The organism is Mycolicibacterium llatzerense, assembly GCF_000878195.1.
GTDB classification, from domain to species: domain Bacteria; phylum Actinomycetota; class Actinomycetes; order Mycobacteriales; family Mycobacteriaceae; genus Mycobacterium; species Mycobacterium llatzerense.
The window spans coordinates 49,932-71,589 of the sequence record NZ_JXST01000029.1; the positions used below are offsets into that span (position 1 = coordinate 49,932).

General features: G+C 66.8%; 20 protein-coding genes. 13 read left to right on the forward strand and 7 right to left on the reverse strand.

What is annotated here, in order from left to right:
* Nucleotide 1 precedes the first annotated feature (1 nt).
* Nucleotides 2-700, reverse strand: coding sequence for a TetR/AcrR family transcriptional regulator (locus tag TL10_RS19660; RefSeq protein ID WP_081936702.1), 699 nt, complete (start codon nt 698-700; stop codon nt 2-4).
* A 367-nt stretch (nt 701-1,067) separates the two neighbouring features.
* On the opposite strand from TL10_RS19660, the gene TL10_RS19670 reads away from it, so the two are divergent.
* From TL10_RS19670 to TL10_RS19680, 3 genes are read left to right on the forward strand one after another with little or no spacing between them, the layout of a single operon-like run.
* Nucleotides 1,068-2,000 (forward strand): daunorubicin resistance protein DrrA family ABC transporter ATP-binding protein, encoded by a 933-nt coding sequence (locus tag TL10_RS19670; protein WP_043396335.1) that lies wholly within the window; start codon nt 1,068-1,070, stop codon nt 1,998-2,000.
* Entirely contained in the window at nt 1,997-2,734 is a 738-nt protein-coding gene (locus TL10_RS19675) for an ABC transporter permease (protein WP_043396337.1), read from the forward strand. Before TL10_RS19670 ends, TL10_RS19675 begins: the two co-directional genes overlap by 4 nt.
* Nucleotides 2,731-3,525 (forward strand): ABC transporter permease, encoded by a 795-nt coding sequence (locus tag TL10_RS19680; protein WP_043986931.1) that lies wholly within the window; start codon nt 2,731-2,733, stop codon nt 3,523-3,525. The genes TL10_RS19675 and TL10_RS19680 overlap by 4 nt, the downstream gene beginning before the upstream one ends.
* A gap of 35 nt (nt 3,526-3,560) precedes the next feature.
* Here the strand turns inward: TL10_RS19680 and TL10_RS19685 are convergent, their stop codons facing one another.
* Together TL10_RS19685 and TL10_RS19690 are read right to left on the reverse strand one after the other, a co-directional pair.
* Nucleotides 3,561-4,493 carry a glycosyltransferase family 2 protein gene (locus TL10_RS19685; RefSeq protein WP_043396343.1) on the reverse strand — a complete coding sequence of 311 codons (933 nt, stop codon included), beginning with the start codon at nt 4,491-4,493 and terminating at the stop codon, nt 3,561-3,563.
* 50 nt (nt 4,494-4,543) lie between these two features.
* Entirely contained in the window at nt 4,544-5,860 is a 1,317-nt protein-coding gene (locus tag TL10_RS19690) for a UDP-glucose dehydrogenase family protein (RefSeq protein ID WP_043986932.1), read from the reverse strand.
* A 629-nt stretch (nt 5,861-6,489) separates the two neighbouring features.
* On the opposite strand from TL10_RS19690, the gene TL10_RS19695 reads away from it, so the two are divergent.
* From TL10_RS19695 to TL10_RS19705, 3 genes are all read left to right on the forward strand, one after another.
* On the forward strand, nt 6,490-7,593 hold the full coding sequence (locus TL10_RS19695; protein ID WP_157850379.1) for a glycosyltransferase: 1,104 nt from the start codon (nt 6,490-6,492) through the stop codon (nt 7,591-7,593).
* Nucleotides 7,594-7,635: 42 nt separating this feature from the next.
* Nucleotides 7,636-8,406: an FkbM family methyltransferase gene (locus tag TL10_RS19700; RefSeq protein WP_043396352.1), complete on the forward strand. Its 771-nt coding sequence runs from the start codon at nt 7,636-7,638 to the stop codon at nt 8,404-8,406.
* 241 nt (nt 8,407-8,647) lie between these two features.
* Nucleotides 8,648-9,847: a polysaccharide pyruvyl transferase family protein gene (locus TL10_RS19705; protein WP_043986934.1), complete on the forward strand. Its 1,200-nt coding sequence runs from the start codon at nt 8,648-8,650 to the stop codon at nt 9,845-9,847.
* Between the two features lie 6 nt (nt 9,848-9,853).
* Here the strand turns inward: TL10_RS19705 and rarD are convergent, their stop codons facing one another.
* The 3 genes from rarD to lspA are packed head-to-tail and all read right to left on the reverse strand — an operon-like array spanning nt 9,854 to nt 12,287.
* Nucleotides 9,854-10,783 (reverse strand): EamA family transporter RarD, encoded by a 930-nt coding sequence (gene rarD / locus TL10_RS19710; protein WP_043986935.1) that lies wholly within the window; start codon nt 10,781-10,783, stop codon nt 9,854-9,856.
* The gene (locus TL10_RS19715) at nt 10,780-11,703 is read right to left on the reverse strand and encodes an RluA family pseudouridine synthase (protein ID WP_043396357.1); all 924 of its coding nucleotides are present in this window, start codon (nt 11,701-11,703) and stop codon (nt 10,780-10,782) included. The genes rarD and TL10_RS19715 overlap by 4 nt, the downstream gene beginning before the upstream one ends.
* On the reverse strand, nt 11,700-12,287 hold the full coding sequence (gene lspA / locus TL10_RS19720; protein WP_231575601.1) for a signal peptidase II: 588 nt from the start codon (nt 12,285-12,287) through the stop codon (nt 11,700-11,702). The genes TL10_RS19715 and lspA overlap by 4 nt, the downstream gene beginning before the upstream one ends.
* A 141-nt stretch (nt 12,288-12,428) precedes the next feature.
* On the opposite strand from lspA, the gene TL10_RS19725 reads away from it, so the two are divergent.
* The gene (locus TL10_RS19725) at nt 12,429-13,352 is read left to right on the forward strand and encodes an asparaginase (protein ID WP_043986937.1); all 924 of its coding nucleotides are present in this window, start codon (nt 12,429-12,431) and stop codon (nt 13,350-13,352) included.
* A gap of 100 nt (nt 13,353-13,452) precedes the next feature.
* On the forward strand, nt 13,453-15,501 hold the full coding sequence (locus tag TL10_RS19730; protein ID WP_052506469.1) for an acyltransferase family protein: 2,049 nt from the start codon (nt 13,453-13,455) through the stop codon (nt 15,499-15,501).
* Nucleotides 15,502-15,503: 2 nt separating this feature from the next.
* Here the strand turns inward: TL10_RS19730 and TL10_RS19735 are convergent, their stop codons facing one another.
* Nucleotides 15,504-16,841: a DNA polymerase IV gene (locus tag TL10_RS19735; protein ID WP_043986952.1), complete on the reverse strand. Its 1,338-nt coding sequence runs from the start codon at nt 16,839-16,841 to the stop codon at nt 15,504-15,506.
* A gap of 60 nt (nt 16,842-16,901) precedes the next feature.
* Here TL10_RS19735 and TL10_RS19740 point away from each other — a divergent pair, with 60 nt between their 5' ends.
* The 5 genes from TL10_RS19740 to TL10_RS19760 all read left to right on the forward strand — a co-directional run bounded on the left by TL10_RS19740 (nt 16,902) and on the right by TL10_RS19760 (nt 21,640).
* On the forward strand, nt 16,902-17,111 hold the full coding sequence (locus TL10_RS19740; RefSeq protein WP_043986938.1) for an RNA-binding S4 domain-containing protein: 210 nt from the start codon (nt 16,902-16,904) through the stop codon (nt 17,109-17,111).
* Nucleotides 17,112-17,130: 19 nt separating this feature from the next.
* Nucleotides 17,131-17,877 carry a GAP family protein gene (locus tag TL10_RS29725; RefSeq protein WP_157850380.1) on the forward strand — a complete coding sequence of 249 codons (747 nt, stop codon included), beginning with the start codon at nt 17,131-17,133 and terminating at the stop codon, nt 17,875-17,877.
* A 124-nt stretch (nt 17,878-18,001) separates the two neighbouring features.
* Nucleotides 18,002-19,273, forward strand: a complete 1,272-nt coding sequence (locus tag TL10_RS19750; RefSeq protein WP_082068011.1) for a mannosyltransferase — start codon at nt 18,002-18,004, stop codon at nt 19,271-19,273.
* Complete coding sequence (locus TL10_RS19755; RefSeq protein ID WP_082068012.1) at nt 19,270-20,487, forward strand: mannosyltransferase; 1,218 nt, start codon at nt 19,270-19,272, stop codon at nt 20,485-20,487. Before TL10_RS19750 ends, TL10_RS19755 begins: the two co-directional genes overlap by 4 nt.
* The gene (locus TL10_RS19760) at nt 20,471-21,640 is read left to right on the forward strand and encodes a mannosyltransferase (protein ID WP_423136072.1); all 1,170 of its coding nucleotides are present in this window, start codon (nt 20,471-20,473) and stop codon (nt 21,638-21,640) included. Before TL10_RS19755 ends, TL10_RS19760 begins: the two co-directional genes overlap by 17 nt.
* Nucleotides 21,641-21,658 lie beyond the last annotated feature (18 nt).

Here is a 21,658-nt window from a genome sequence, read left to right on the forward strand (position 1 = left end):
ACTACGACAAGGCGGCGACGCCCGCGGGGACGCGCTCTTCGGCCACGCATACTTCAGTTGCCACCGGAGCCACCAGCAACCCCTTGTGCAACACCAGTTGCAGTTGCTTAGTTACCGCCTCGACGCGGTCCCGGTCGGCCACCAGCCCGGCGTAGAACCCGAGTCCCCACACCATGGTGTACAGCAGATCGGCAACAGGAGCCACAGCCGTCTCGGCGGGCAACTCCCCGCGCGCCACGGCGTCGCGCACGGCCTGATCCATGAATTTGCGGACGGCGGCCTTCGCATCCCGCCTCGGGGCCGGCAATCGGTCGGCCTCGAGGTAGGAGCTGACGAGCAGCGCGACGCTGTCCGGTTCATGGACGCCGGCATTGCGGAATTCGGTGATCAGCACCGAAATCTGGGACGGCAGCGTGGATTCCGCGCCCGCGCGGGTAATGCAGAGATCGATCGTGGTGGCGATCTCATTCAGCAGGCAGTGGTAGATGTCCTCGCGCGTCTGGAAATGGTAATGCAGCGTCGGACGGCTCAACTCCGCGATCTCGGCAATGGCCTGGATGGTGGTGGCATGGTAGCCACGGACGGCAATCACCTCGCGCGCGGCATCCAAGATACGGGCCCGGGTCTGAGCAGAATCAGTGCCCGCCGGGCGACCCCTCCGGCGCGTCGCCTTCACTGGGAGAACCTCGAGTTGCACCATGCCACGTCCTCGCACAGGGAAGGGATATTTTCGAATTCAGCAAACTCTAAGACATAGCTGATGCCTGGTCAACCGCTACCCCATCAACGCTCAGCCAACTTGCCGTCCGAGACCGTCCGGATCCGTCGATTCTGTCCGGTGACCGGCACAGACGGCGCTACGTTCGCCGCCCGATCAGCACTGTCTTCCGCCACGCCGCCGAGCGCCGCAATGCATTTGCCCGGAAATTTGTCGCCGACGTAGAGATCCGGCAACCGATCGCGGTCTCGAGGCACCGGGCAAACAGCCGCGCATAGTGACGATGTCCACATCGCGGCGAGCGCTGTGCGAATTGAATGCGCTGTGGCTCTCTGTATCGTATGAGTCCGTGATCGAGCTCATTAACGTCGCCAAGACTTTTGGCGGGTCCGTTCCCGCACTCCGCGACGTGAGCTTTTCCGTCCCCACCGGCTCTGTGTGTGCGTTGCTGGGACACAACGGTGCCGGCAAGACGACGACGGTCAAGATCCTGTCCACATTGCTCAAGCCGAGCTCGGGCCAGGCGATCGTCGCCGGCTACGACGTGGCCAAGGAGCCCGGGAAAGTTCGTCAGGCAATCGGCGTCACCGGGCAGGACGCCGCGCTCGATCTGCGGCTGACCGGACGCGAGAACCTCGTCCTGTTCGGCCGCCTGCGAGGCCTGCGACGCGGCGAAGCCCGCAGCCGGGCCGACGAACTGATCACCCAATTCGATATGGGCCACGCCGCGGACCGTCAGGTCAGCGGGTATTCCGGCGGCATGCGCCGGCGTATCGACATCGCGGTGTCCCTGGTCGTCCCACCGAAGGTGCTGTTCCTCGACGAGCCGACCACCGGCCTCGACCCGCGCAGCCGCCGCGACGTCTGGAATCTGGTGTCGTCCATGAAAGCCCAGGGCATCACCGTGCTGCTGACAACGCAGTACCTGGAAGAAGCCGACATCCTCAGCGATTCGATCGTCATCCTCAACGCCGGTCAGATCGTCGCCCGCGGCACCGCCGACGAGCTCAAGCGCCAGACCGGCTCCAGCTACTGCGAGATGACCCCGCTCAACCCAGATGACCTGCCGCGCATCGCGACTGCCCTGGCCGACTTCGACGAGGTCGAGGTCGACACCGACGCCACGACGGTGTCCGTGCCGGCGCCAAACGGGGTCGCGACCCTGACCGAGGTCTTTCGGCGCATGGATGAGATCAGCGTCGACCTCATCGACATCTCGCTGCGCCGGCCCTCGCTCGACGAGGTGTTCCTGCACCTCACCACCCCGGTCAAGTCCAAGTGACGGCGTTCGGACTCCTGACGGGCCGCCTCCTCCGCAAGGGCTGGCTGGACCTCGTCTTCGCCGTACTGGTGCCGGTTTCCACGCTGATCGGCCTCACGTTCATGCTCGGCGGTGTCATCGCCACCGGCGACATGAGCTATGTGCAGTACATCCTGCCGGCGGTGGTCGTGCAGGCGATGCTGTTCGGTGCGCTGACCACCACCGATCGGGCCGCCGGAGAAAAGGCCAGCGGCCTGGGCTCCCGAATGCGCACCTTGCCCATCTCCCCCTATGCGCCGCTGATGGCCCGGATGGCCTACTGCCTGATCCGCGGCCTGTTGGCGTTGGTCGCATCAGTGCTGGCCGCGTATCTGCTGGGCTTCCGGGTGACCACCGGAATCGGTTATGCGGCAGCCTTCATCGTGCTGGCGCTGACCCTGACCCTGGCCGTGTCGTTCGGTGCCGACGCCACCGGATCGAAGGCCGGACGCGCCGAGGTGGCCAGCCAGCTGCTGCTGATCCCCCAACTGTTCCTCGTGATGCTGTCGACCGGCCTGGCGCCCGTCGAGGCATTTCCTTCGTGGCTGCATTCTTTCGTGCGCTACCAACCGGTTTCGCAGATCACCGACGCACTGCGCGGATTCACCAGCGGCCACATCGATACGGGCAACCTCGGCGCCAGCCTGGCGTGGACGGTCGGGCTGCTGCTCGTGTTCGGCGCCTTCGCCGTTCGACTTCAGGAGCGATCATCGTGAATCGGAGTTCGCAGCACCAACATTCACTGCTCACCGAGAGCTGGATCTTCGCCGGCCGACTCTTCATCCAGTGGCGTCGGTACCCGATGGTGCCGGTGCAGGCCTTGGTGTTTCCGACCCTGCTGCTCCTCATCTACGGCATCCTGGTCGGCAAGTCCATGGTCCGTCTCACCGGCAACAGCGGCCTGGACATCCTGATCCCGGTCTGCACGCTGGCCGGCGCCATGTCGGGCGCCATCGGGGCCGGTCTGGCCGTGCCCCACGACCGCGACAGCGGCCTGCTCACCCGGCTGTGGATCATGCCCGTTCGACGGACCTCTCCCCTGACCGGCGCCCTGCTGGCCGAGGCGCTGCGCACCTTCGCGGCATCGGCGTTCGTCGTGGCGACCGGCTACCTGATGGGATTCCGTTTCTCGGGCAACTGGATCGCGTTCCTGGTCTACCTGTTGGTCCCGGTGGTCATCGTGCTCGTCTTCGCGACCATCGTGATCACCCTGGCCCTGCGACCGCAGGGCCGCATGATCCTCACCTGGACGAACACCGCCTGCATGGGCTTGGCGTTCGCCACCCTGATCCCGCCGGCGCGGATTCCGGCCGCACTGCGTCCCCTTGCCGACTACCAGCCGATCGCACCAGCGGCGGCGGCCATGCGGGCGCTGTCCTCCGGTGGCGCGTTCTGGCAGCCCCTGGCCGTGGCGTCGTTGTGGATGGTGGTGATCGCGGCGGTCGTCGTCCCGATGGCCGTGCGCTCGTACCGCGCCGCCGTCGAAGGCGGCAAAGTCGACGGCTGAGCCAGTCGGGTCAGCCGTCGCGGGCCGGCGTTCGCCTAGGCGGAGTCGGTGTCCCGAGCCACGTCGAAATGCACCGGCATCTCGAACTCCTTGCGCTTGAACTGCGCGGCGAAATAGCCGTATTGGAAAGCGATTCCGAGGATCGCGGTAGCCGCCAGCTCCGACGGCGGACGCCGCAGTTCGGCCCGCAGCGTCGTCCAGGCCACCGCCGGTGAGACCCGCGCCGGGGCCTGGGTGCCCTTGCCGAGAGTGTCGTTGCGGTGCGCCCAGCGGATGTACGCGTTGCTATTGCCGTAACGCTTCCACTGGCTGGCCAGATCGCGAATCGCCGTCCGTGGCTCCCATTCCATCAGCACCCGGGTGTCGGTGGCGATGATGCCGAGCGACTGATCCTGGATCCGCCAGCAGATGTCGAGGTCACCGCCGCCACGCATGGCCCGGAACCCGTCCACCTTCTCGAAGGCGATCCGGTCGATGCCGAGATTGCAGGTCGGGTAGTAGTCGGGCCGCGCCGGCACCATCCCGACGACCGCCTTCATCGCCCCGCCCCCGCGGGGCAACATGAACGGCTGCATCTTCGCCGCCATCCGGGCGGCCACCGTCGGCCCCGACAAAGTACGAACGTTGGTGCAGGACAACGCAACTCTCGGTAGCCCCTGGAGAGCCCGATGCGCATCAAGGAGACCCGGCAGGGGCCGGCAGCGCCCGTCGATGAAAAGCAGGATGTCGGCGTCCGACCGGCTCGCGGCAACCTGCCGCGCGTAGTACGGACCGCGACTGTTCGTCAGCGTCACCACGTTGGCACCCAGCGAACGCGCGACCGCAGCTGTGTCGTCGGCCGAAGCGTCGTCGACGACCGTGACCCGGTCACCCTCGGACAATTGATCGAGCAACGGCCGAAGCAGGTTCGGAAGGTGATCAGCCATGTCGCGGACCGGAATGATCACGTCGATCGTCTGACCCGCCATGGATCAATCTCCTCTATCGCAAGTTCGTCGAGCAGCGGCGCGGCCGCGGATCAGACGTGCAATCCGCCGCGGCCGAGGGAATACACCTGCCATCCGGCGCGCGACCAGTTCTCCCGGTCGATGACGTTGCGGGTGTCCAGCAGGCGCGGCTCCTTCACGACCGAGCGAAACGCCGCCGGATCGATGTTGGTGTATTCGTCCCACTCAGTCGCCAGCACGATCAGATCCGCGTTCCGGCAGGCGTCCTCGGCGGTGTCGAAGTAACCGAGCGTCGGGAACCGAGCTTTGGCGTTGTCGATCGCCTTCGGATCGTGGACGCGGACGTCCGCACCCTTCAAGTGCATCGCGGCAGCCACGTTCAGCGCCGGCGAGTCACGCACGTCGTCACTGTTGGGCTTGAACGCCGCCCCCAGCACGGCGATGCTCTTGCCGAGGAATTCCCCACCCACGACCGCGCGCGCCACGGACACTGCCTTCTCGCGCCGGCGCAGGTTGATCTTGTCGACCTCGTGCAGGAACCTGAGCGCGTCCGAGGCCCCCAGCTCACCGGCCCTGGCGCTGAACGCACGGATGTCCTTGGGCAGGCAGCCGCCGCCGAAACCCAGGCCCGCGTTCAGGAATCGCTTACCGATGCGATCGTCGTACCCCAGCGCGCGGCTCAGCACCGTCACGTCGGCGTCGACGATCTCGCACACCTCGGCCATGGCGTTGATGAACGAAATCTTGGTCGCCAGAAAAGCATTGGCAGCGACCTTCACCAGTTCCGACGTCGGCAGGTCCGCCGTCAGATACGGCGTGCCGCCATCGAGCAGGGCCCCGTAGACCTCTTGCAGCGCCTTCTCTGCGTACTCGGAAGTGACCCCGAACACCAGACGGTCCGGCTGCAACGTGTCCTCGATCGCCTTGCCCTCACGGAGGAACTCCGGATTCCACGCGACCTCGAGACCTGATGACGTCTTCGCGACCTCTGCGGCCAGGCGCTGGGCCGTACCGACCGGGACGGTGGACTTGCCGACGATCAGCCCGTCGCAGTCAGCGTTGGCCACCACCGCGCGGAAGGCACTGTTGACGTACTCGATGTTCGCGGCGTCGGAACCGGCCAACTGCGGCGTTCCGACACAGACGAAGTGCACCGCGGCGCCGGACACCGCTTCCTGCGCGGAATCGGTGAAGCGCAGCCGCCCGGTGGCGAGCACGGTAGCGAGCAGCTCGTCGAACCCCGGCTCGTAGAACGGCGAGGTGCCGGCCGACAACGCGGCGATCTTCGACGCATCGGTGTCGTAAGCAACGACCTCATGCCCGATGTGTGCCATGCAAGCGGCGTGAACGGCGCCCAGATAACCCGTTCCAATCACGCTCAATCTCATACAGCCGAACTCCCCGTCGTAGCAGCAATTTTCCGACCACCGAGGGGTCGCCGGTCAATCATTCTGAGCGCGCTCCACGCACGGTCGGGACGCACGGACCCGGGAATATTCGAGAGCAGCAGCCGTCGTAGCTAAGTACACCACACCATCTCGCCGGGGCCTCGTCGAGTCGCCGCGAACTGCCGTTCGGCCAACTGGGCGACGCCACCCCTGACCGCGAGCACTGCGGCGCCGGCCTGGGACGGGGATTTGGGCATGGACCCTCGGGTTTGCTCGATCAACACCGATGGGCCCGAATCCGCCCGTCGCGTCGTTGCCGTGGTCATGCAACAGGTGCGATGTCGCCGATTGACGACCGAAAAATCACGGTGGGCGCCGTTACAGGATTGCCGATCGACACCCGAGCCAACCGCCCAGGCACTGTCCGTTATTTGCCAGAGATATGCGGGCAACGCAATTGCTGTGCGCGTCAGAATTGTATTCGACGGTCGAACTCCGACAATTTCCGGCCAGCCCGAAGTCGCTGCTCAGAGACCGTTCGCATTGGTAACCAAAAGGAAATATCCGTGCCCGGCCGTAATTCACAGATATATGGCAGATTTGCCGCATCGAACTGTAGAGTCCGCTGCATGGCTCGCCCGCTTACTCGGCCTGCACCGCACGCTCTGGATACCTCTGCCGCCAAGGACACAAAGCCGATTCGAGTGGCGGTGTGGCCACACTGGTTGGACAACCCGTATCTGCCCAACATGATCGATGGGTTACGCACCGAAGGCCTGGAAGTTTCTGCGCCCCATATTCTGAGCATCGAATCCGCTCGCCTACATGCCGGCGATTGGTTGCATCTGCATTGGTCCACAGAAGCGCACACCAGCCATGTGCGTTGGATATACGAAGCGCGCGCCGCGGCATTCAACCGGCAATTGCAAATACTGAAACGGCGCGGCGTGCGCATTGCCTGGACCGCGCACAATCTCGTGCCACACGACGATCCACACCCCGAACTGGGCCGCAGTATCCGCAAGGACCTGCTCGCGCTCGTCGACCATGTGTTCATCCATTTCCCCAGCGCCCAGGAGACGCTCGCGGCGGAATTCGGATACACGGGGCCATGCACCGTGGTTCGGCACCCGCACTACATCGACTCACACCCGGCGCCGCCGTCGCAGCTGGCAGCCCGCACCAAGCTCGGCCTGCCCATCGACGGCTTCGTCGCCCTGTCATTCGGATTGCTGCGCCCCTACAAGGGAATCGGCGACATCATCCGCGCCTTCCAGAAGGTCGCCAGGGACCAGGACCGCCTGATCCTGGCCGGAAACCCGCAGGGTGACGTGTCGGCGGACCTCGAGCTCGCCCGGGCAGACCCGCGAATCCTGGTGTGCGCAAAGCGGATTTCGAAGGATGACGTGCCGTTGTACTTCGCCGCGGCGGACGGCGCCGTCATTGCGCATCGCGGCTTCTTCACGTCCGGCAGCGCCCTGCTGGCACTGAGCATGGGCTGCCCCGTCATCGGACCCGAGGTCAACCACCTCGTCGATCTCGCCGGCGGACAGCGGCTCTACCCGGTCGAGCTCGGCGTCGACGGACTGGCGCTCGGCCTCGCCGAAGCGCGCGCGAAGGCAGGCACCGTCGACCGCGAATCGATGCGCTCTTGGGCCGGTAGTTACAGCAGCTGGAGCGAGGCTGCCGCGCGCACCGCGGCCGTGTTCCGCAATGGTGCCGACGGCCACTGAAACACGTTACAAATTCGTCGGAGAATGCGGCAAATAGCAAACATGATCTCAGCACACGCCATCCGCGCCCGCCAGCTCGTCAAATGGGAGCTGCGCAAAGGTGAACCCGAGCTCAGACTTCTTGCCCTACTCAAGGATTCAAGCCGGGACTTTCTCGACGTCGGCGCCAATGTGGGCGTCTATTCATACTGCGCGCTCAATCAGTTCCGCAAAGTTATCGCCGTCGAGGCGCATCCGGGTATGGCGGCCGGCCTGCGCCGGATCATCAAGCCGGATAATCGGGTTCTGCCGGTGGCATTGTCGGACCGAATTGGTGAAACCACCTTTCACATCCCGACTCGCGGCGGTCGCGAGGTCCTCACTCGCAGTTCACTGCAGCAAGATGCAAATCCGGGCTTCAGTCTGCGCACGATCAACGTGCCGATAACGACAATTGATGAACTCGATCTCAGCCGACTCGGCGTGATAAAAATCGACGTGGAAGGCCACGAATCGGCAGTTCTTCGCGGCGGTATTCAAACCCTGGAAACATCGAAGCCGACGTGCATCGTGGAATGCGAGGAGCGGCATAACGCCGGGGGTGTCGCACAGACCTTCGCCTTTTTCGAATCGGTGGGATATCAGGGCTATTTTCTGCACCGGGGCGTGCTCCGGAATGCGGCCGAATTCGATCTCGCAGCGCTACAGCGGCCCGAGGCCGCGAAGTCGGTCGGCGGCAAACGCTCGCCCGACTACGTGAACAACTTCATCTTTGTTCACCCTGACAACGCGGCGCAGCTGGCGAGCATCCGTCAGGTCTTCCCCGGCCGGTGAACGCCGGCCAGAACCCCCGGGGCACCGGGTAGCTCACCGCGCGCCTGGCACCACCCCCAGCGACGGCCGAAATCGACGAATTCGTCAATTGCATCGGCGTCGCCGGCGCGCACCCGCACGCGACCAGCTAACACTAAATGGGCGTCCCGTCTCGGCGCGCAAGCTGGTAGCTACCTGTTAGGGTCCTGAACATCCTCACAGGGACCACAATTTCTGACACTCGGGGATGCCGAAGGGAGCAGTGACGTTGGCGCGAGTTTTCCTGTCGACATGGGGCGATAACGGCAACATCGGCGATTCGATCCTCAGGCGCGGCATGCTCCGGACATTTCACGGAATCGACGGTGTCCGACTGCACGTCCATGTCGGCCGCAAGTACATGCCGATCCCCAACGATGACAGGTATCTCTCCGCGGTCGGACTGCGCGGCGACGAAGCTGTACACAACACCCCGATCGGCTGGCTCGCCCGCTACGCCGCGAGCGCGATGACCAACCGCACGGTGATGGTCATGCCGGCGGGCGAAATCGTCTACCCCGAGCGCACTCGCTTCTACTTTGGCTGGTGGACGGCGCTCTGTGCGCTGCTCCCGCTGGCCCACCGTGGCACGGCGGTGCAGGCCGGTGCCGGCGTGCGTTTGTCGACAGTTGGCAAGGCCGCCAGTCGCGGCACCCGACGGGTCCGCAAATCGGTCGACGTTCCGGCGATGGAGCGCTACGCGCGACGCAAGATGGCTGTCGTCGTCTGGCGCGATCCGGGCACGTCGGACTCCTTCGGCGTTGGCGACGTGGCGCCGGACTGGGCATTCGGCGAAGGCCCTGATCCGCTCGCTGAGGGTCTGGGCGCCCCGCCCTGCGAGCGCAAGGTCCTGGCCGTGACGACTCGGTGGGACCGAGATACCCTGAGCGCAAGCAAGATTCGCCTCCTGCGCGAGATTGCCGACGCACGCGGGCTGCGAATTCAGGTGTTCAGCCAGGTCCGGGACGATGACGAGGCCATGGCGAAGCTCGCCCGTGAACTTCATCCCGGGACCGAGCCGCTGCTCTTCGGCAACCAGTCACATGCCCAGTGCGAGGACAAGATTCGCGCCCTCCATCGACAGTCCGCGATCGTCGCCGGCGACCGGCTGCACGCGTTGATCATCGGTGCCACCGAAGGCGCTGTCCCGTTGGCGGTATCGAACTGGACCACCGAGAAGACAGTCCGCACCCTGAAACCCGGTGGCTTCGCGTTGCCGAGCGACGAACCGGCCGCCATCAACGCCTATCTCGACGAGATGCTGTCGGACAGCGCGTCGGTCACCTCGCGCATCGCCGCGGCGCGCGCAGAACTGGACCGGCTCCGCAGCAGACTGCGCAGCTTCGTCGACGGCCGCCCGGTACCGCAGCCGAGCACCGTCGACCAGCAGTCCTGCGACTACCGCCACGCCGCGGCGTCCTAGCGTCGGCTAGGTCGCGACCGGGTCCTTCTCCGGAGGTTCCGGCACCGGCGTACGGGAGCGCCGCACCGCGTCACCGGTGAACACAGCTAGTGCGACCCAGATCAGGACGAAGCCGACCCACCGTCCGGCCGGCATGGGCTCATGGCCGACGACAACGCCCCACGCCATCTGCAGCGCCGGCGTCAGGTACTGCAGCAGACCCATGGTGACCAGCGGGAGCCGTTGCGCCGCACCGGCAAACATCAGCAACGGCAGTGCCGTCACCGGGCCGCACAGCATCATCAGGAGCGTATGGCCCGCTCCCAGTGACGGAACCGTCGCCTGCCCGGCAGCGGTGAGGACGACGAGATAGGCCACCGCGAATGGGGCGGCCACCCCGGCCTCGACGCCGACACTGACCCGAGGGTCGGCGCGAACCACCTTCTTGACCGCACCGTACACACCGAACGACACCGCAACGCCGAGGCCGATCGCCGGGACCTCCCCGCCCTGCACCGCCAGCACGATCACCGCGGCCACGGCGATGGCCAGGGCCGCGGCCTGAGCTCGACCCAGCCGCTCACCGAACAGCGCGACGCCCAGCGCCACACTCACCAGCGGGTTGATGAAGTAGCCGAGTGCCGCGTCGACCACGTGGCCGTTGTTGACCGCGTAGATGTAGATGCCCCAGTTGAGCGAGATCAGGGCCGACGCGCACACCAGCAGGCCCCAGGTGCGGCCCGACAGCCTGCGCAGGTCACCCAGGCGGCGGCCGACGGCCAGCACCACGACCATCAGCAGCACGGTCCACACGATGCGGTGGGCCAGCACCTCGAACGCGCCGGCCGGCTTGAGCAGCGGAAAAAACGCGGGAAACAGTCCCCAGGAGCCGTAGGCGCCGAGCCCGAGCAGCAATCCCCGGTTCTGGTTGGCAGTGGCCGTCGCGGTAGTGGTCACTGCCGATGCAACACGTCGAGGGCGTGCTGCAATTCCGGCGGGTAGTCGCTCGTGATCTCGAACCACCGGCCGTCGGCCGGGTGCGCGAATCCCAACGACCGGGCATGCAGCCACTGCCGTTCGAGCCCGAGCTTTTTCGCCAACGTCGGATCGGCGCCGTAGGTCAGGTCGCCACAACACGGGTGGTGCAGCGCCGAGAAGTGCACCCGAATCTGATGGGTGCGGCCGGTCTCCAAGTGCACGTCGAGCAGGCTCGCCGCCACGAAGGCCTCGACGGTGTCGTAGTGCGTGATGCTGTGCCGGCCACCCTCGGTGACGGCGAACTTCCAGTCATTGCCCCGGCTGCGGCCGATCGGCGCGTCGATGGTGCCACTGGACGGATCCGGGTGACCCTGCACGAGCGCGTGGTAGCGCTTGTCGACCGTGCGGTGCTTGAACGCCCGCTTGAGCGCCGTGTAGGCCCGTTCGGACAGCGCCACCACCATGACGCCGGAGGTACCCACGTCGAGGCGGTGCACGATGCCCTGCCTCTCATGGACACCCGACGTGCTGATCCGGAAGCCCGCGGCGGCCAGCCCGCCGAGGACCGTCGGGCCGGTCCAACCCACCGAGGCGTGCGCCGCGACCCCGGCAGGCTTGTCCACCACGACGATGTCGGCATCGGAGTAGAGAATCCCCATGCCCTCGATGTCCTGCGGCGTGTTCTCCACCGGCGGCGGCGCCTCCGGCAGCCGCACCTCCAGCCAGGAGCCCGCCACCAGCTTGTCCGACTTCGCCGCCGGGGCGCCGTCGATATCGACCCCGCCGTCTTCGGCGATCGTGGCCACCGCGGTCCGCGACAACCCCAGCAGTCGGGCCAGGCCCGCGTCCACCCGCATCCCGGCCAGTCCTTCGGGGACCGGCATCGAACGGCTACTCATCGGCCGGTTTCAGCCTCGTCGACGACCGCGGCCGGTGCCGGCTCCGGCCCCGACGAAGGAGCCGAATCCTCGGGTGGCCGCTTGCCCTCGGTGTCGAAATCGAAGCCGAACATCGACAGGCCGACCAGCAGCACGGCCCCGCACACCACCGCGGAATCGGCAACGTTGAACACCGGCCACCAGCCGACGGAGAGGAAATCCACCACGTGCCCACGCAACGGCCCCGGCGACCGGAAGAACCGGTCCATCAGGTTGCCCACCGCCCCGCCGAGGATCATCCCCAGGCCGAGCGCCCACCACAGCGAGACCAGGCGCCGACCCATCCAGATGATGCCCAGCACCACACCGGTGGCGATCAACGTCAGAACCCAGGTGTAGCCGGTGGCCATCGAGAAGGCCGCCCCGGAATTGCGGACCAGCGTCCAGGTGATGGTGTCGCCGATGATCTCGACCGGCTGGCCGGGCACCAGCAGCTTGACCGCAAGCACTTTGGTCACCACATCCAGGCCCAGCACCAGCGCTGCCACCACCAGCAACAGCCGCAGCCGCCGTGCGGTGGGCGGGGTCTGAGGCCGCGCGGTCACCGCGGACCCGGTCCCCGTCGTTGCCTCCGGCCCGGTGTTATCGGTCGCCTCGGGCTCGGTTCCCAGAGTCGCCTCGGGCTCGGTGGATTCATCAGTCACTCCCCCATCATCCCAAAGACGCCGTGAGGAACAATCTCGCCCATGACTCGCGTCGTCGTGATCGCCACCGGAGGCACCATCGCCACCAGCACCGACCAACACGGAATAGCCCGGCCGACGCGCAGCGCCACCGACCTGGTCAATGATCTCGGCGCCGGCGTCCAGGTCGACACCGTCGACCTCATGTCCGTCGACAGTTCCGAGCTGACCCCGACCGATTGGGACCGGATCGGGGCCGCCGTGCGCTCGGCCGGCGATGCCGACGGAATCGTCATCACGCACGGCACCGACACCATGGAAGAAACCGCGCTGTGGCTCGACATCACGTACGCCGGTGCGGTTCCCGTGGTCCTGACCGGCGCCATGCGCAGCAGCGACGCGCCCGATGCCGACGGCCCGGCCAATCTGCGGGACGCCATCACCGTGGCCGCCAGTCCGTCCGCTCGCGACCTCGGGGTGCTGGTCAGCATGGCCGGCCGGGTATGGCAACCGCTGGGTATGACGAAGGCCGGACACGGTCTGGTCGGCGCCGCGATCGGGTCGATCAGGGACGCCTCGTTCGTCCCCGACACGGTCAAACGGCGGCCGCTGATCGGCAACCTGTCAGCGGCATCGGCGCCGCGCGTCGACATCGTCGCCGCCTATGCGGGCAGTGATGCGTTGGCCATGGACGCCTTTGCGGCGGCGGGGGCGGGCGGCATCGTGCTCGAATCCCTCGGCTCGGGTAACGCGGGGTCCAGGGTGCTCGCGGGCGTGCAGCGGCTGTGCGCGGCCGGCATTGCAGTGGCGATTGCGACCCGGGTGCCCGGCACGCGCGTCACGTCGGGCTACGGACCCGGCCGGGCATTGCTGGACGCCGGGGCGGTGTCCGCGGGCGGGCTGCGGGCCGCCCAAGCACGGGTGCTGTTGATGGCGGCCCTTGCTGCCGACATCCCAGCCGCGGACCTGTTCGCTGAGTGGGCGTAGCGAAACCGTCCCACAGGGTGGGCCACTTGTGCTGTCGACGCGCATCAATTTGACGAAGCGATGATAATTTCGCCACGCCGATCTTCCGGAGGGAACAACATTGGAACTGCCGGCGGTCGGTAACCAACTCAAGCAACACAAGCGCCTCGACATTCAGGGCATGCGCGCAATCGCGGTGGCCCTGGTCGTGCTGTTCCACGCCGAGATTCCCGGATTCGGCGGCGGGTACGTCGGCGTCGACGTCTTCTTCGTGATCTCCGGATTCCTGATCAGCACCCACCTGTTCAGCGAATTGCGGGACCGTGGGCGCATCGCGTACGGCGCGTTTTATGCGCGGCGGGTCCGGCGCCTGCTGCCGGCTGCCTTGACCGTCATCGTCGCGACGGTGGCCGCTGCAGCCTGTTGGGTGTCACCGCTGCAATTCGGCTACGTCGTCAAGGACGCGATCGCCGCCACGTTCTACGTCCCCAATGTCGTGTTCGCCTACCGCGCGACCGACTATCTGGCCGACAAGACGCCGTCGTTGTTCATGCACTACTGGTCACTCGGCGTGGAAGAACAGTTCTACCTGCTGTGGCCGGTACTGCTCGTCGGCCTGTTCGGGCTGTTCAAGCTGCGCAGCCGCCGGGTGGCGGCCATCTGCGCGATCGTCGCGGCGTCGTTCGTCCTGTGCGTGTGGTTGACCGGCTTCTCGCAGCCGAACGCGTTCTTCATCCTGTTCGCGCGGATTTGGGAATTCGGCGTGGGTGGCCTGGTCGCGGTCGTGCTACTCAGCCGTGGCCGCGTCTTCGGAGACCGGAGCGGCGCCGTCGCCGGCTGGGCTGGACTGGCGGCGGTCGTCGGCAGCGGCGTGCTGTTCTCCACGGCCACCGAATACCCGGGCGACGCCGTCGCGGTCCCGGTGATCGGCACCGCGCTGCTGATTGCCGCCGGCCCCGTCCGCTGGGGTCCAGCGGCCCTCCTGAGCCTGCGCCCGCTGACCTGGATCGGCGACATTTCGTACTCGCTGTACCTCGTGCACTGGCCGCTACTCGTCTTGCCCGTCGCCGCCACCGGCTACATGCAGGCATCACCGATGTGGCTGCGCGTCGCGATCGTCGTGGCCTGTGTCCCGCTGGCGTGGCTGCTCTACACGTATGTCGAGCAACCGGGCCAGCGCCTGAGGTGGCTGAACGCCTCGCGCCCCCGCCGGACGCTCGCCGCGACCGCGGGCGTGATGGCCGCCGTGTGTGCGGTCGTCCTCGCGGTCGCCGTCGTGCAGGACCCACTGCTGAACGCACGCCGCACCGCGGCTCACCTGACGCTGAGCCTTAAGCCGGCCGGGACTGCGTACGTGCCGAGCAACCTCACACCGCAGCTCTCCGAGAGCGCGGGCGGTGAACCCGTCATCTACGCGAATGGCTGTCACCGCGGCCAATGGGCCACCAATCCAGCGGGCTGCACGGTGGGGAGCAACCCGGAGGCACCGCTTGTCGTCTTGTTCGGCGATTCCCATGCGGCGCACTGGTATCCGGCCCTTTCCGCATTGGCCGATCAAGGCCTGATCCGCCTCGACAATCGCACCAAGAGTCACTGCCCGTCGGCCCATATTCATATCGCCAGCTACCCGCGGTGTGCCGAATGGCGCGAAAACGTGCTCGCCAGCCTCGTCGCAGCCAAACCGGCACTGATCCTTCTCGGCGCGTGGGGGTCCAGCTACATGCTGCACGATGCCGACCCGACGGCGCACTGGCAGAAGGCCCTGACCGACACCGTCAGCGAGCTTCCGTCGCAATCGCGCGTCGCGGTGCTCGCCGACACTCCGTCGATCGGTGTCGCGCCCCAGTTCTGCTTGGGCCTGTTCCCCGACAATGCGCAGCGGTGCGCGCTGCCGCGCACCAAGGCACTCGACGCGCGGGTCCGCCAGGCCGAGCACGACCTGGCCACCCGGGGCGCATTCAGCTACCTGGACTACAGCGACTACCTGTGCAACGACACCGTCTGCCCCAGCATTCTCGGAGACACCCTGGTCTACCGGGACGGCCACCATCTCACCGTGCACATGAGCGCAGCCCTGGCTCCCGTCATCGGCGCAGATGTGATGGCTTTGCTCGCCCCCAGCAGCGGACCACCTCAGCAGAACCGCGGACTTCAACCCCACCGGGGGTAGAGCTAGGCCGCTCCGTCGTCGCTCGGCAACTGCGCCAGATAGTCCTGCCAGTCGAGGCTGTCGATCGGGTCCGCGCGGGTGATCTGCGGATCATCGGACGCGACGGTGCGGGCCACGCCGGGACCGGTGGCCCGCGTTTCGAATCGCACTGTCATGACTCCGTGCCCGGCCCCCTGCACCCAGCCGTGGCCGTGGTCCGGATGCTGGACGTCATCGCCGACGCGCCACGGGGATTCGGCCGGCGGGGCACTCACCGGCCCGGCCTCCCCCGCCGGCGTCGCGAGATCAGAGCCATCAGCCATCTCGAGTTCCGGGAACAACGACTCCTGCTGAGCATCGGTCAGGCCCGAAAAGCCCACGCCCACAAGGCGAATCGGACCGATCTCGACCGGATCGAGCAGTAGCCGGCGGGCCGTCGCCGTCAGCGCAGCAGGGTCGGTGGTCGCGTACGGCAGCGTGGCCGAACGAGTCAGCGTGCTCATGTCGGATTTCTTGAGCTTGACCGTCACGGTGCGCGCTCCTCGGCCGTCGCGCTGCAGCCGCCGGTGGGCGTGCTCGGCGATGGGCCCGATGCTCTCGCGCAACTGCTCCAGGGTGGTCAGGTCGACCTGGAACGTGGACTCGGCGCTGATCTGTTTGGCCTCGGCGCGCTCGGCCACCGGTCGGTCGTCGATGCCGCGGGCCAGCCGGTGCAGCGCCGGTCCGATGGTCGCGCCGAGGACGTCGGCGGCCTCGGCGTCGGTGAGCGCCGCCAACGCGCCGACGGTCTCGATGCCCAGCCGGTGCAGCTTCTCCTCGGCGACCGGCCCGATCCCCCACAGCTTGCGCACCGGCAACGCCACCAAGAGCGGCCCCTGCTCAGCACCGCTGATGATCCGGACCCCGTCGGGCTTGGCCAGTCCGGACGCGATCTTGGCGATCTGCTTGCCTGACCCCGCACCGACCGAGGCCACCAACCCGGTCGCGGCGCGCACCGTGGCGCGCAGGTCCTCGCAAAACTGCCGGACCTCGTCGGGCTCGGCACCGACCAGCTCGATCGGCTCGCCGAACGCCTCGTCGAACGACAGCTGTTCCAGCACGGGCACCACGCTGCGGACCGCGTCGAGCGCGCGTCGGCTGGCCACCGAATACACCGCGCCGCGCGGCGGCAGGACGACGGCGGACGCCCCCACCAGCCGCCGAGCCTGATGCATGGGCATCGCCGAGCGGGCGCCGAATCTGCGGGCCTGATAACTGGCGCCGGCCACCACGCCACGACCGCCGAGCCCGCCGACCAGCACCGGACGGTCCCGCAAGGTAGGTCGGGTCAGCTGCTCGACGGACGCGAAAAAGGCGTCCATGTCCAGATGCAGGACCCAGCGATCCACAGTGGCCAATGCTAGGTGGCTACCCTTCTGGTCATGAACGACGTGCCCATCCGCGACGAGTCGATCCGCCTGGGCCAGTTTCTCAAGCTGGCCTCGCTGATCGACAGTGGCGCCGATGCCAAGGCGGTGATCAGCGACGGCCTGGTCGAGGTTAACGGCGAGGTCGAGACGCGGCGCGGCCGGCAGCTGCGGACCGGCGACGTCGTCTCCTGCGGCGGAAGTCTGGCAAGAGTCACCAGCTAGCGTCTGTATGGTCCGCCCCGTGTGGGCCGCCGTAGTGATGTTCGCCGTCATGGCGATGTGGGATCCCGTCCGCCTCGGAGTGGCGGTGTTCATCGTGATCCGACATCGGCCGATCCCAGCGTTGTTCGTATTCTGCCTCGGCGGTATCGCGTCCAGCCTGCTCGTGGGCCTGAGCGCGGTCTACCTGCTGCACGGCACCACCAAGCGGCTCATCGCCGACATGAACTCGACCACGGACTCCATCGATCCTGCGGACGCCAAACTGGCGATCGGCGGGCTGGTGCTGCTGGTCGCGGTGGCGCTGCTGTTTCGAGCCGGGACGAAGACCCCGGTGCCCGCAGCGGTGACGGGAAGTACCGATTCAGGCGCTGACGTCCAGGAAGAGGCCGAACCGGAGTCGTCGTCCCTGACGGCACGGCTGACGACCTGGGCTCGCAAGCTCATGCGCAGCCAGTCGTTGTGGATGGCGTTTCTGGCCGGACTATGGGCCGGCCCGGGGCCCCACGTCGAACTGGTCGGCGCACTCGGCGTGATCCTCGCTGCCGGGCAGTGCAAGTCAACGCAGGTCGCCGCCGTGGTCGTGTATGCGATCGTGTCGTTCGCATTCGCCGAGATCCCGCTGCTGTGCTATCTGATAGCGCCCGCCAAGACGCAGCAGTACCTGGAGCTGGTGCCGAATTGGTTGCGGGCCAGGCGCATCTGGGTGATGGCGACCGCGCTGACTCTGTTGGGTGTGTATCTCCTCGTCTCGGGCACGCTGTCGTAGCCTGAGGCCAATCGTGTTGCTGTGAGCCACCATTGAATGACCTGAGAATTGTGCCGCCCCAGCGGCGGCTGTGCCTACGCTCAGCATCGGCCCGGGTGGTCACAATTCTGGGGGGGCGGGGTTGGTGGCGGATCGAAGTCATGGGCAGTCTCGGAGCAGAGCCGACAGATGGCGGGCACTCGCGCCCGCTTTGATGGTCGCCAGCGTGACGGTGTCCGTCATCGTCAACTCGGCCACCGACCCCATCGATTTCCACATCTACGTCCTCGGCGGCGCTGCACTGGACCAGCCGAGCGCGCTCTATCAGGTTGCGTACCTCGATCCCGCCCACCACGAAACCATGCCGTTCGTCTATCCACCGTTCGCCGCCATGGTGTTCTATCCGCTCCACTTGATGCCGCTGGGACTGGCCGTCACACTCTGGCGGCTGGGCATCATCGCGGCGGTGTTCGTGGTAATTCGCCTGTGCCAGAACATGATCGGTGTAGCCGACCGCCGCGTCGCCATGCTGTGGTTGGCCGGGTCGATCTGGCTGGAGCCCATCGTCGGCAACATCAAACACGCCACGATCGGCGTCTTCCTGATGGTTCTCGTGATGACTGCCGCATACAGTTCCCGATGGTGGCTGTCTGGGCTGCTCGTCGGGCTCGGCGCGGGAATCAAGCTGACCCCGGCAGTCAGCGGGCTGTATTTCGTCGGACTGCGACGCTGGGCGACCGCACTCTTCGCTGCACTGGTTTTCGTTGCCACGCTTGCAGTTTCGTATCTGGTGGCCGGCGACCGGGTGCGTTACTTCTTCACCGACTTCATCGGCCGGGACAAGCTGTTCACCATCGGGAACGTGTACAACCAATCGTGGCGCGGTGGCATCGCCCGAATCTTGGGGTACGACCCAGGGATGGGTGCACTGGTGTGGGCTGCGATCACCACCACCGGCGTGCTGGCCGCGTTGGCCTGGTGGGCTTTGGGCGCCGCCGGGTCGGCACGTGACAAGCTGGGCTCACTGCTCGTGGTGATGCTCTTGGAGCTGTTGTCCTCTCCCGTGTCGTGGACTGCCCACTGGGTATGGCTTGTGCCACTGCTGGTTTGGTTGCGACACGGACCGTGGCGGAACAAGCGCGGCGCCAGGATGCTGTGGTGGGCGTGGATCGTGGTCACCTGCGCGGCCGTGCCGAACATGCTGGCGCAGCTGCAGGTGAACCGATGGGAGATCGCGCGCCCTTGGTACGAGGCGTGGGCCGGACTCGTCTACCCGACGCTGACGCTGGCCACGCTCGGGTGGATGGTTGCCACGGGCATGGCCGCCCGGCGGCAGCTCTCTCCGCCGGCGCACGTGGCAGGCACCAGCATCTCCACAGGCGGTATTGGCTGCGCTGCCGATATAGTCGGCCGGTGACCGCCGGGCCTGCCTCGACATTGCGGTCGGAGCTGTCCCGCTGGCAAACGCTGGCGCCGGTCATCCTCGCTGTCAGTGCAACCCTGCGGGTCGCCTCGACGATGGGCTACTACCTGGTCAAGGGTGACGCCTTCTTCGATCTTCGGGTGTATGTGCTCGGCGGCTCCGCGTTGGCGCATTCCGGCAGCCTGTACGACTTCTTCTACGTCGACCCGACCAAGGGCGAACACCTGCCGTTCACCTATCCGCCCTTCGCGGCGATGTTGTTCGCTCCCTTACATTTTTTGCCGTTCGGGGTGGTCGCCTTCGGCTGGCAGGTCGCCTTGATCGCCGCCATCTACGCGAGCGTGCGGCTGAGTCAGAAATTCGTCGTCGGCGGCGGCGGTCGGCGTACCGCGATGCTGTGGACCGCCGGCGCGATCTGGATGGAGGCTCCCGGCAGCAGCATTCAATCGGGACAGATCGGCATCTTCCTGATGTTGGCCGTCCTCTACGCCGCCTACAGCTCGCGGTGGTGGCTGTCGGGGCTGCTGATCGGTATCGGTGCCGGCATCAAACTGACACCGGCGATCACCGGCATGTACTTCGTAGGAGTGCGGCGTTGGGGCACCGCGCTGTGCTCCGCCGTGGTGTTCTTCGCGACGGTCGCGCTGGCGTACCTGGTGGCGCCCGAGGAAACTCGCCGCTACTTCCCCGGCCAGATGATCGCGGCCGGCAAGACACTGCCGGCAGGCTCGGCATGGAACCAGTCCTGGCACGGCGGACTGTCGCGGATCCTCGGGCACGACGCCGGGATGTCTCCGTTGGTCATCGGCGCGATCGTCGGCACGGCCGTGCTCGCGGTGCTGGCCTTCCGAGCCCTCGGTGGCGAGCGGGACCGGCTCGGGTCACTACTGGTGGTCCAGCTGTTCGGGTTGCTCGCGGAACCGGTGTCCTGGGTCCATCACTGGGTCTGGGCGCTGCCGCTGATGATCTGGCTGATCTACGGTCCCTGGCACGACAAGCCGGGTGCCCGCATCCTGGGTTGGGGTTGGGTGGCACTGATGGTGCTCAGCGTGCCCAGCCTGCTGTCCCTGGCCCAGCCCGACATCTGGCAGATCAGCCGGCCCTGGTACCTGGCCTGGGGTGAGGCCGTGTACATCGTCGCCGCGCTGGCGACCATGGCCTGGATAGTCCGAACGGGGCGTCGTGGTCACGTTGCGCACACTGTCTGACCGGCGACTGCTGGCACCTGCGCTGCTGCTGGTAAGCACGGTGACGTTGCTGGCGGTGACGATTCCCAGCCGGCCCGACCTGGTCGACTTCCACGTGTACGTCCTCGGTGGCGCCGCGCTGGACCGCCCCGACACCTTGTACGCCTTCGCCTACTCCGACCAGTCCCCTACTCAGCCGCTGCCATTCGTCTATCCACCTTTCGCGGCAATCATGTTCTACCCCTTGCATTTCCTGCCGTTCGCAGCCGTTGGGCTGGCGTGGCAAGTCGCGATCGTCGCCGCGGTATACGCGATCGTGCGGATATCCCAACGCATGGTGGGCAGCGGCAGTGCGCGCGAGGCCATGGTGTGGACCGCGGGCCTGATCTGGCTCGAGCCGGCCCGTGTCGCTCTCGACCTCGGACAGGTGGGCGTCTTCCTGACCCTGGCCGTGCTGTACGCGGCCTACAGCACGCGATGGTGGCTCTCGGGCCTGCTGGTCGGCCTGGCTGCCGGGGTGAAGCTGACTCCGGCCATCACCGGGCTGTACTTCGCCGGCGTGCGACGCTGGGCCGCCGCGGCGTGCTCGGCCATCGTCTTCTTCGCGACGGTCGGGGTGTCCTGGCTGATGGTCGGCGATCAGGTGTGGCATTACTTCACGAAAGTGATGGGCGATACCAGCATCAACCCGATCGGCATCGCGTTCAACCAATCCTGGCGAGGCGCCATATCGCGGATCGTGGGCCATGACGCGGGGGAAGGCGCCCTGGTACTCACCGCGATCGTCGGGACCACTGTGCTCGCCGCGCTGGCGTGGTGGGCGTTGGGGAACAGCGCAGGTGACCGCGACCGGTTGGGGTCGCTGTTGGTCGTCGAACTGTTCGGCCTTCTGGTGTCGCCCATTTCCTGGGTGCACCACTGGGTGTGGATACTGCCGCTGATCATCTGGCTGCTGCGCGGACCGTGGCGGGACGAACCTGGCGCCCGGTTCTTCGGTTGGGGCTGGATCGCGCTGACGCTCGTCAGCGTCCCCAGCGTCTTGGCCATGGCTGAACCGAGCCTGTGGCAGATCAGCCGCCCGTGGTACCTGGCGTGGGCCGCAGTGGCGTACGTCGGATTGGCGGTGGCCACTCTCGGCTGGGCGGTCGTCACCGGCCGACGGCTGCGCACCTGACCGCGAGCGTGCGCCGAC

What these genes read in the sequence shown, in the direction of transcription:
- TL10_RS19660 (WP_081936702.1), bottom strand. Translation starts at nt 700, where the DNA reads ATGGTGCAACTCGAGGTTCTCCCAGTGAAGGCGACGCGCCGGAGGGGT.
- TL10_RS19685 (WP_043396343.1), bottom strand. Translation starts at nt 4,493, where the DNA reads ATGGCGGGTCAGACGATCGACGTGATCATTCCGGTCCGCGACATGGCT.
- TL10_RS19690 (WP_043986932.1), bottom strand. Translation starts at nt 5,860, where the DNA reads ATGAGATTGAGCGTGATTGGAACGGGTTATCTGGGCGCCGTTCACGCC.
- TL10_RS19695 (WP_157850379.1), top strand. Translation starts at nt 6,490, where the DNA reads ATGGCTCGCCCGCTTACTCGGCCTGCACCGCACGCTCTGGATACCTCT.
- TL10_RS19700 (WP_043396352.1), top strand. Translation starts at nt 7,636, where the DNA reads ATGATCTCAGCACACGCCATCCGCGCCCGCCAGCTCGTCAAATGGGAG.
- TL10_RS19715 (WP_043396357.1), bottom strand. Translation starts at nt 11,703, where the DNA reads ATGAGTAGCCGTTCGATGCCGGTCCCCGAAGGACTGGCCGGGATGCGG.
- TL10_RS19725 (WP_043986937.1), top strand. Translation starts at nt 12,429, where the DNA reads ATGACTCGCGTCGTCGTGATCGCCACCGGAGGCACCATCGCCACCAGC.
- TL10_RS19735 (WP_043986952.1), bottom strand. Translation starts at nt 16,841, where the DNA reads ATGGACGCCTTTTTCGCGTCCGTCGAGCAGCTGACCCGACCTACCTTG.
- TL10_RS19740 (WP_043986938.1), top strand. Translation starts at nt 16,902, where the DNA reads ATGAACGACGTGCCCATCCGCGACGAGTCGATCCGCCTGGGCCAGTTT.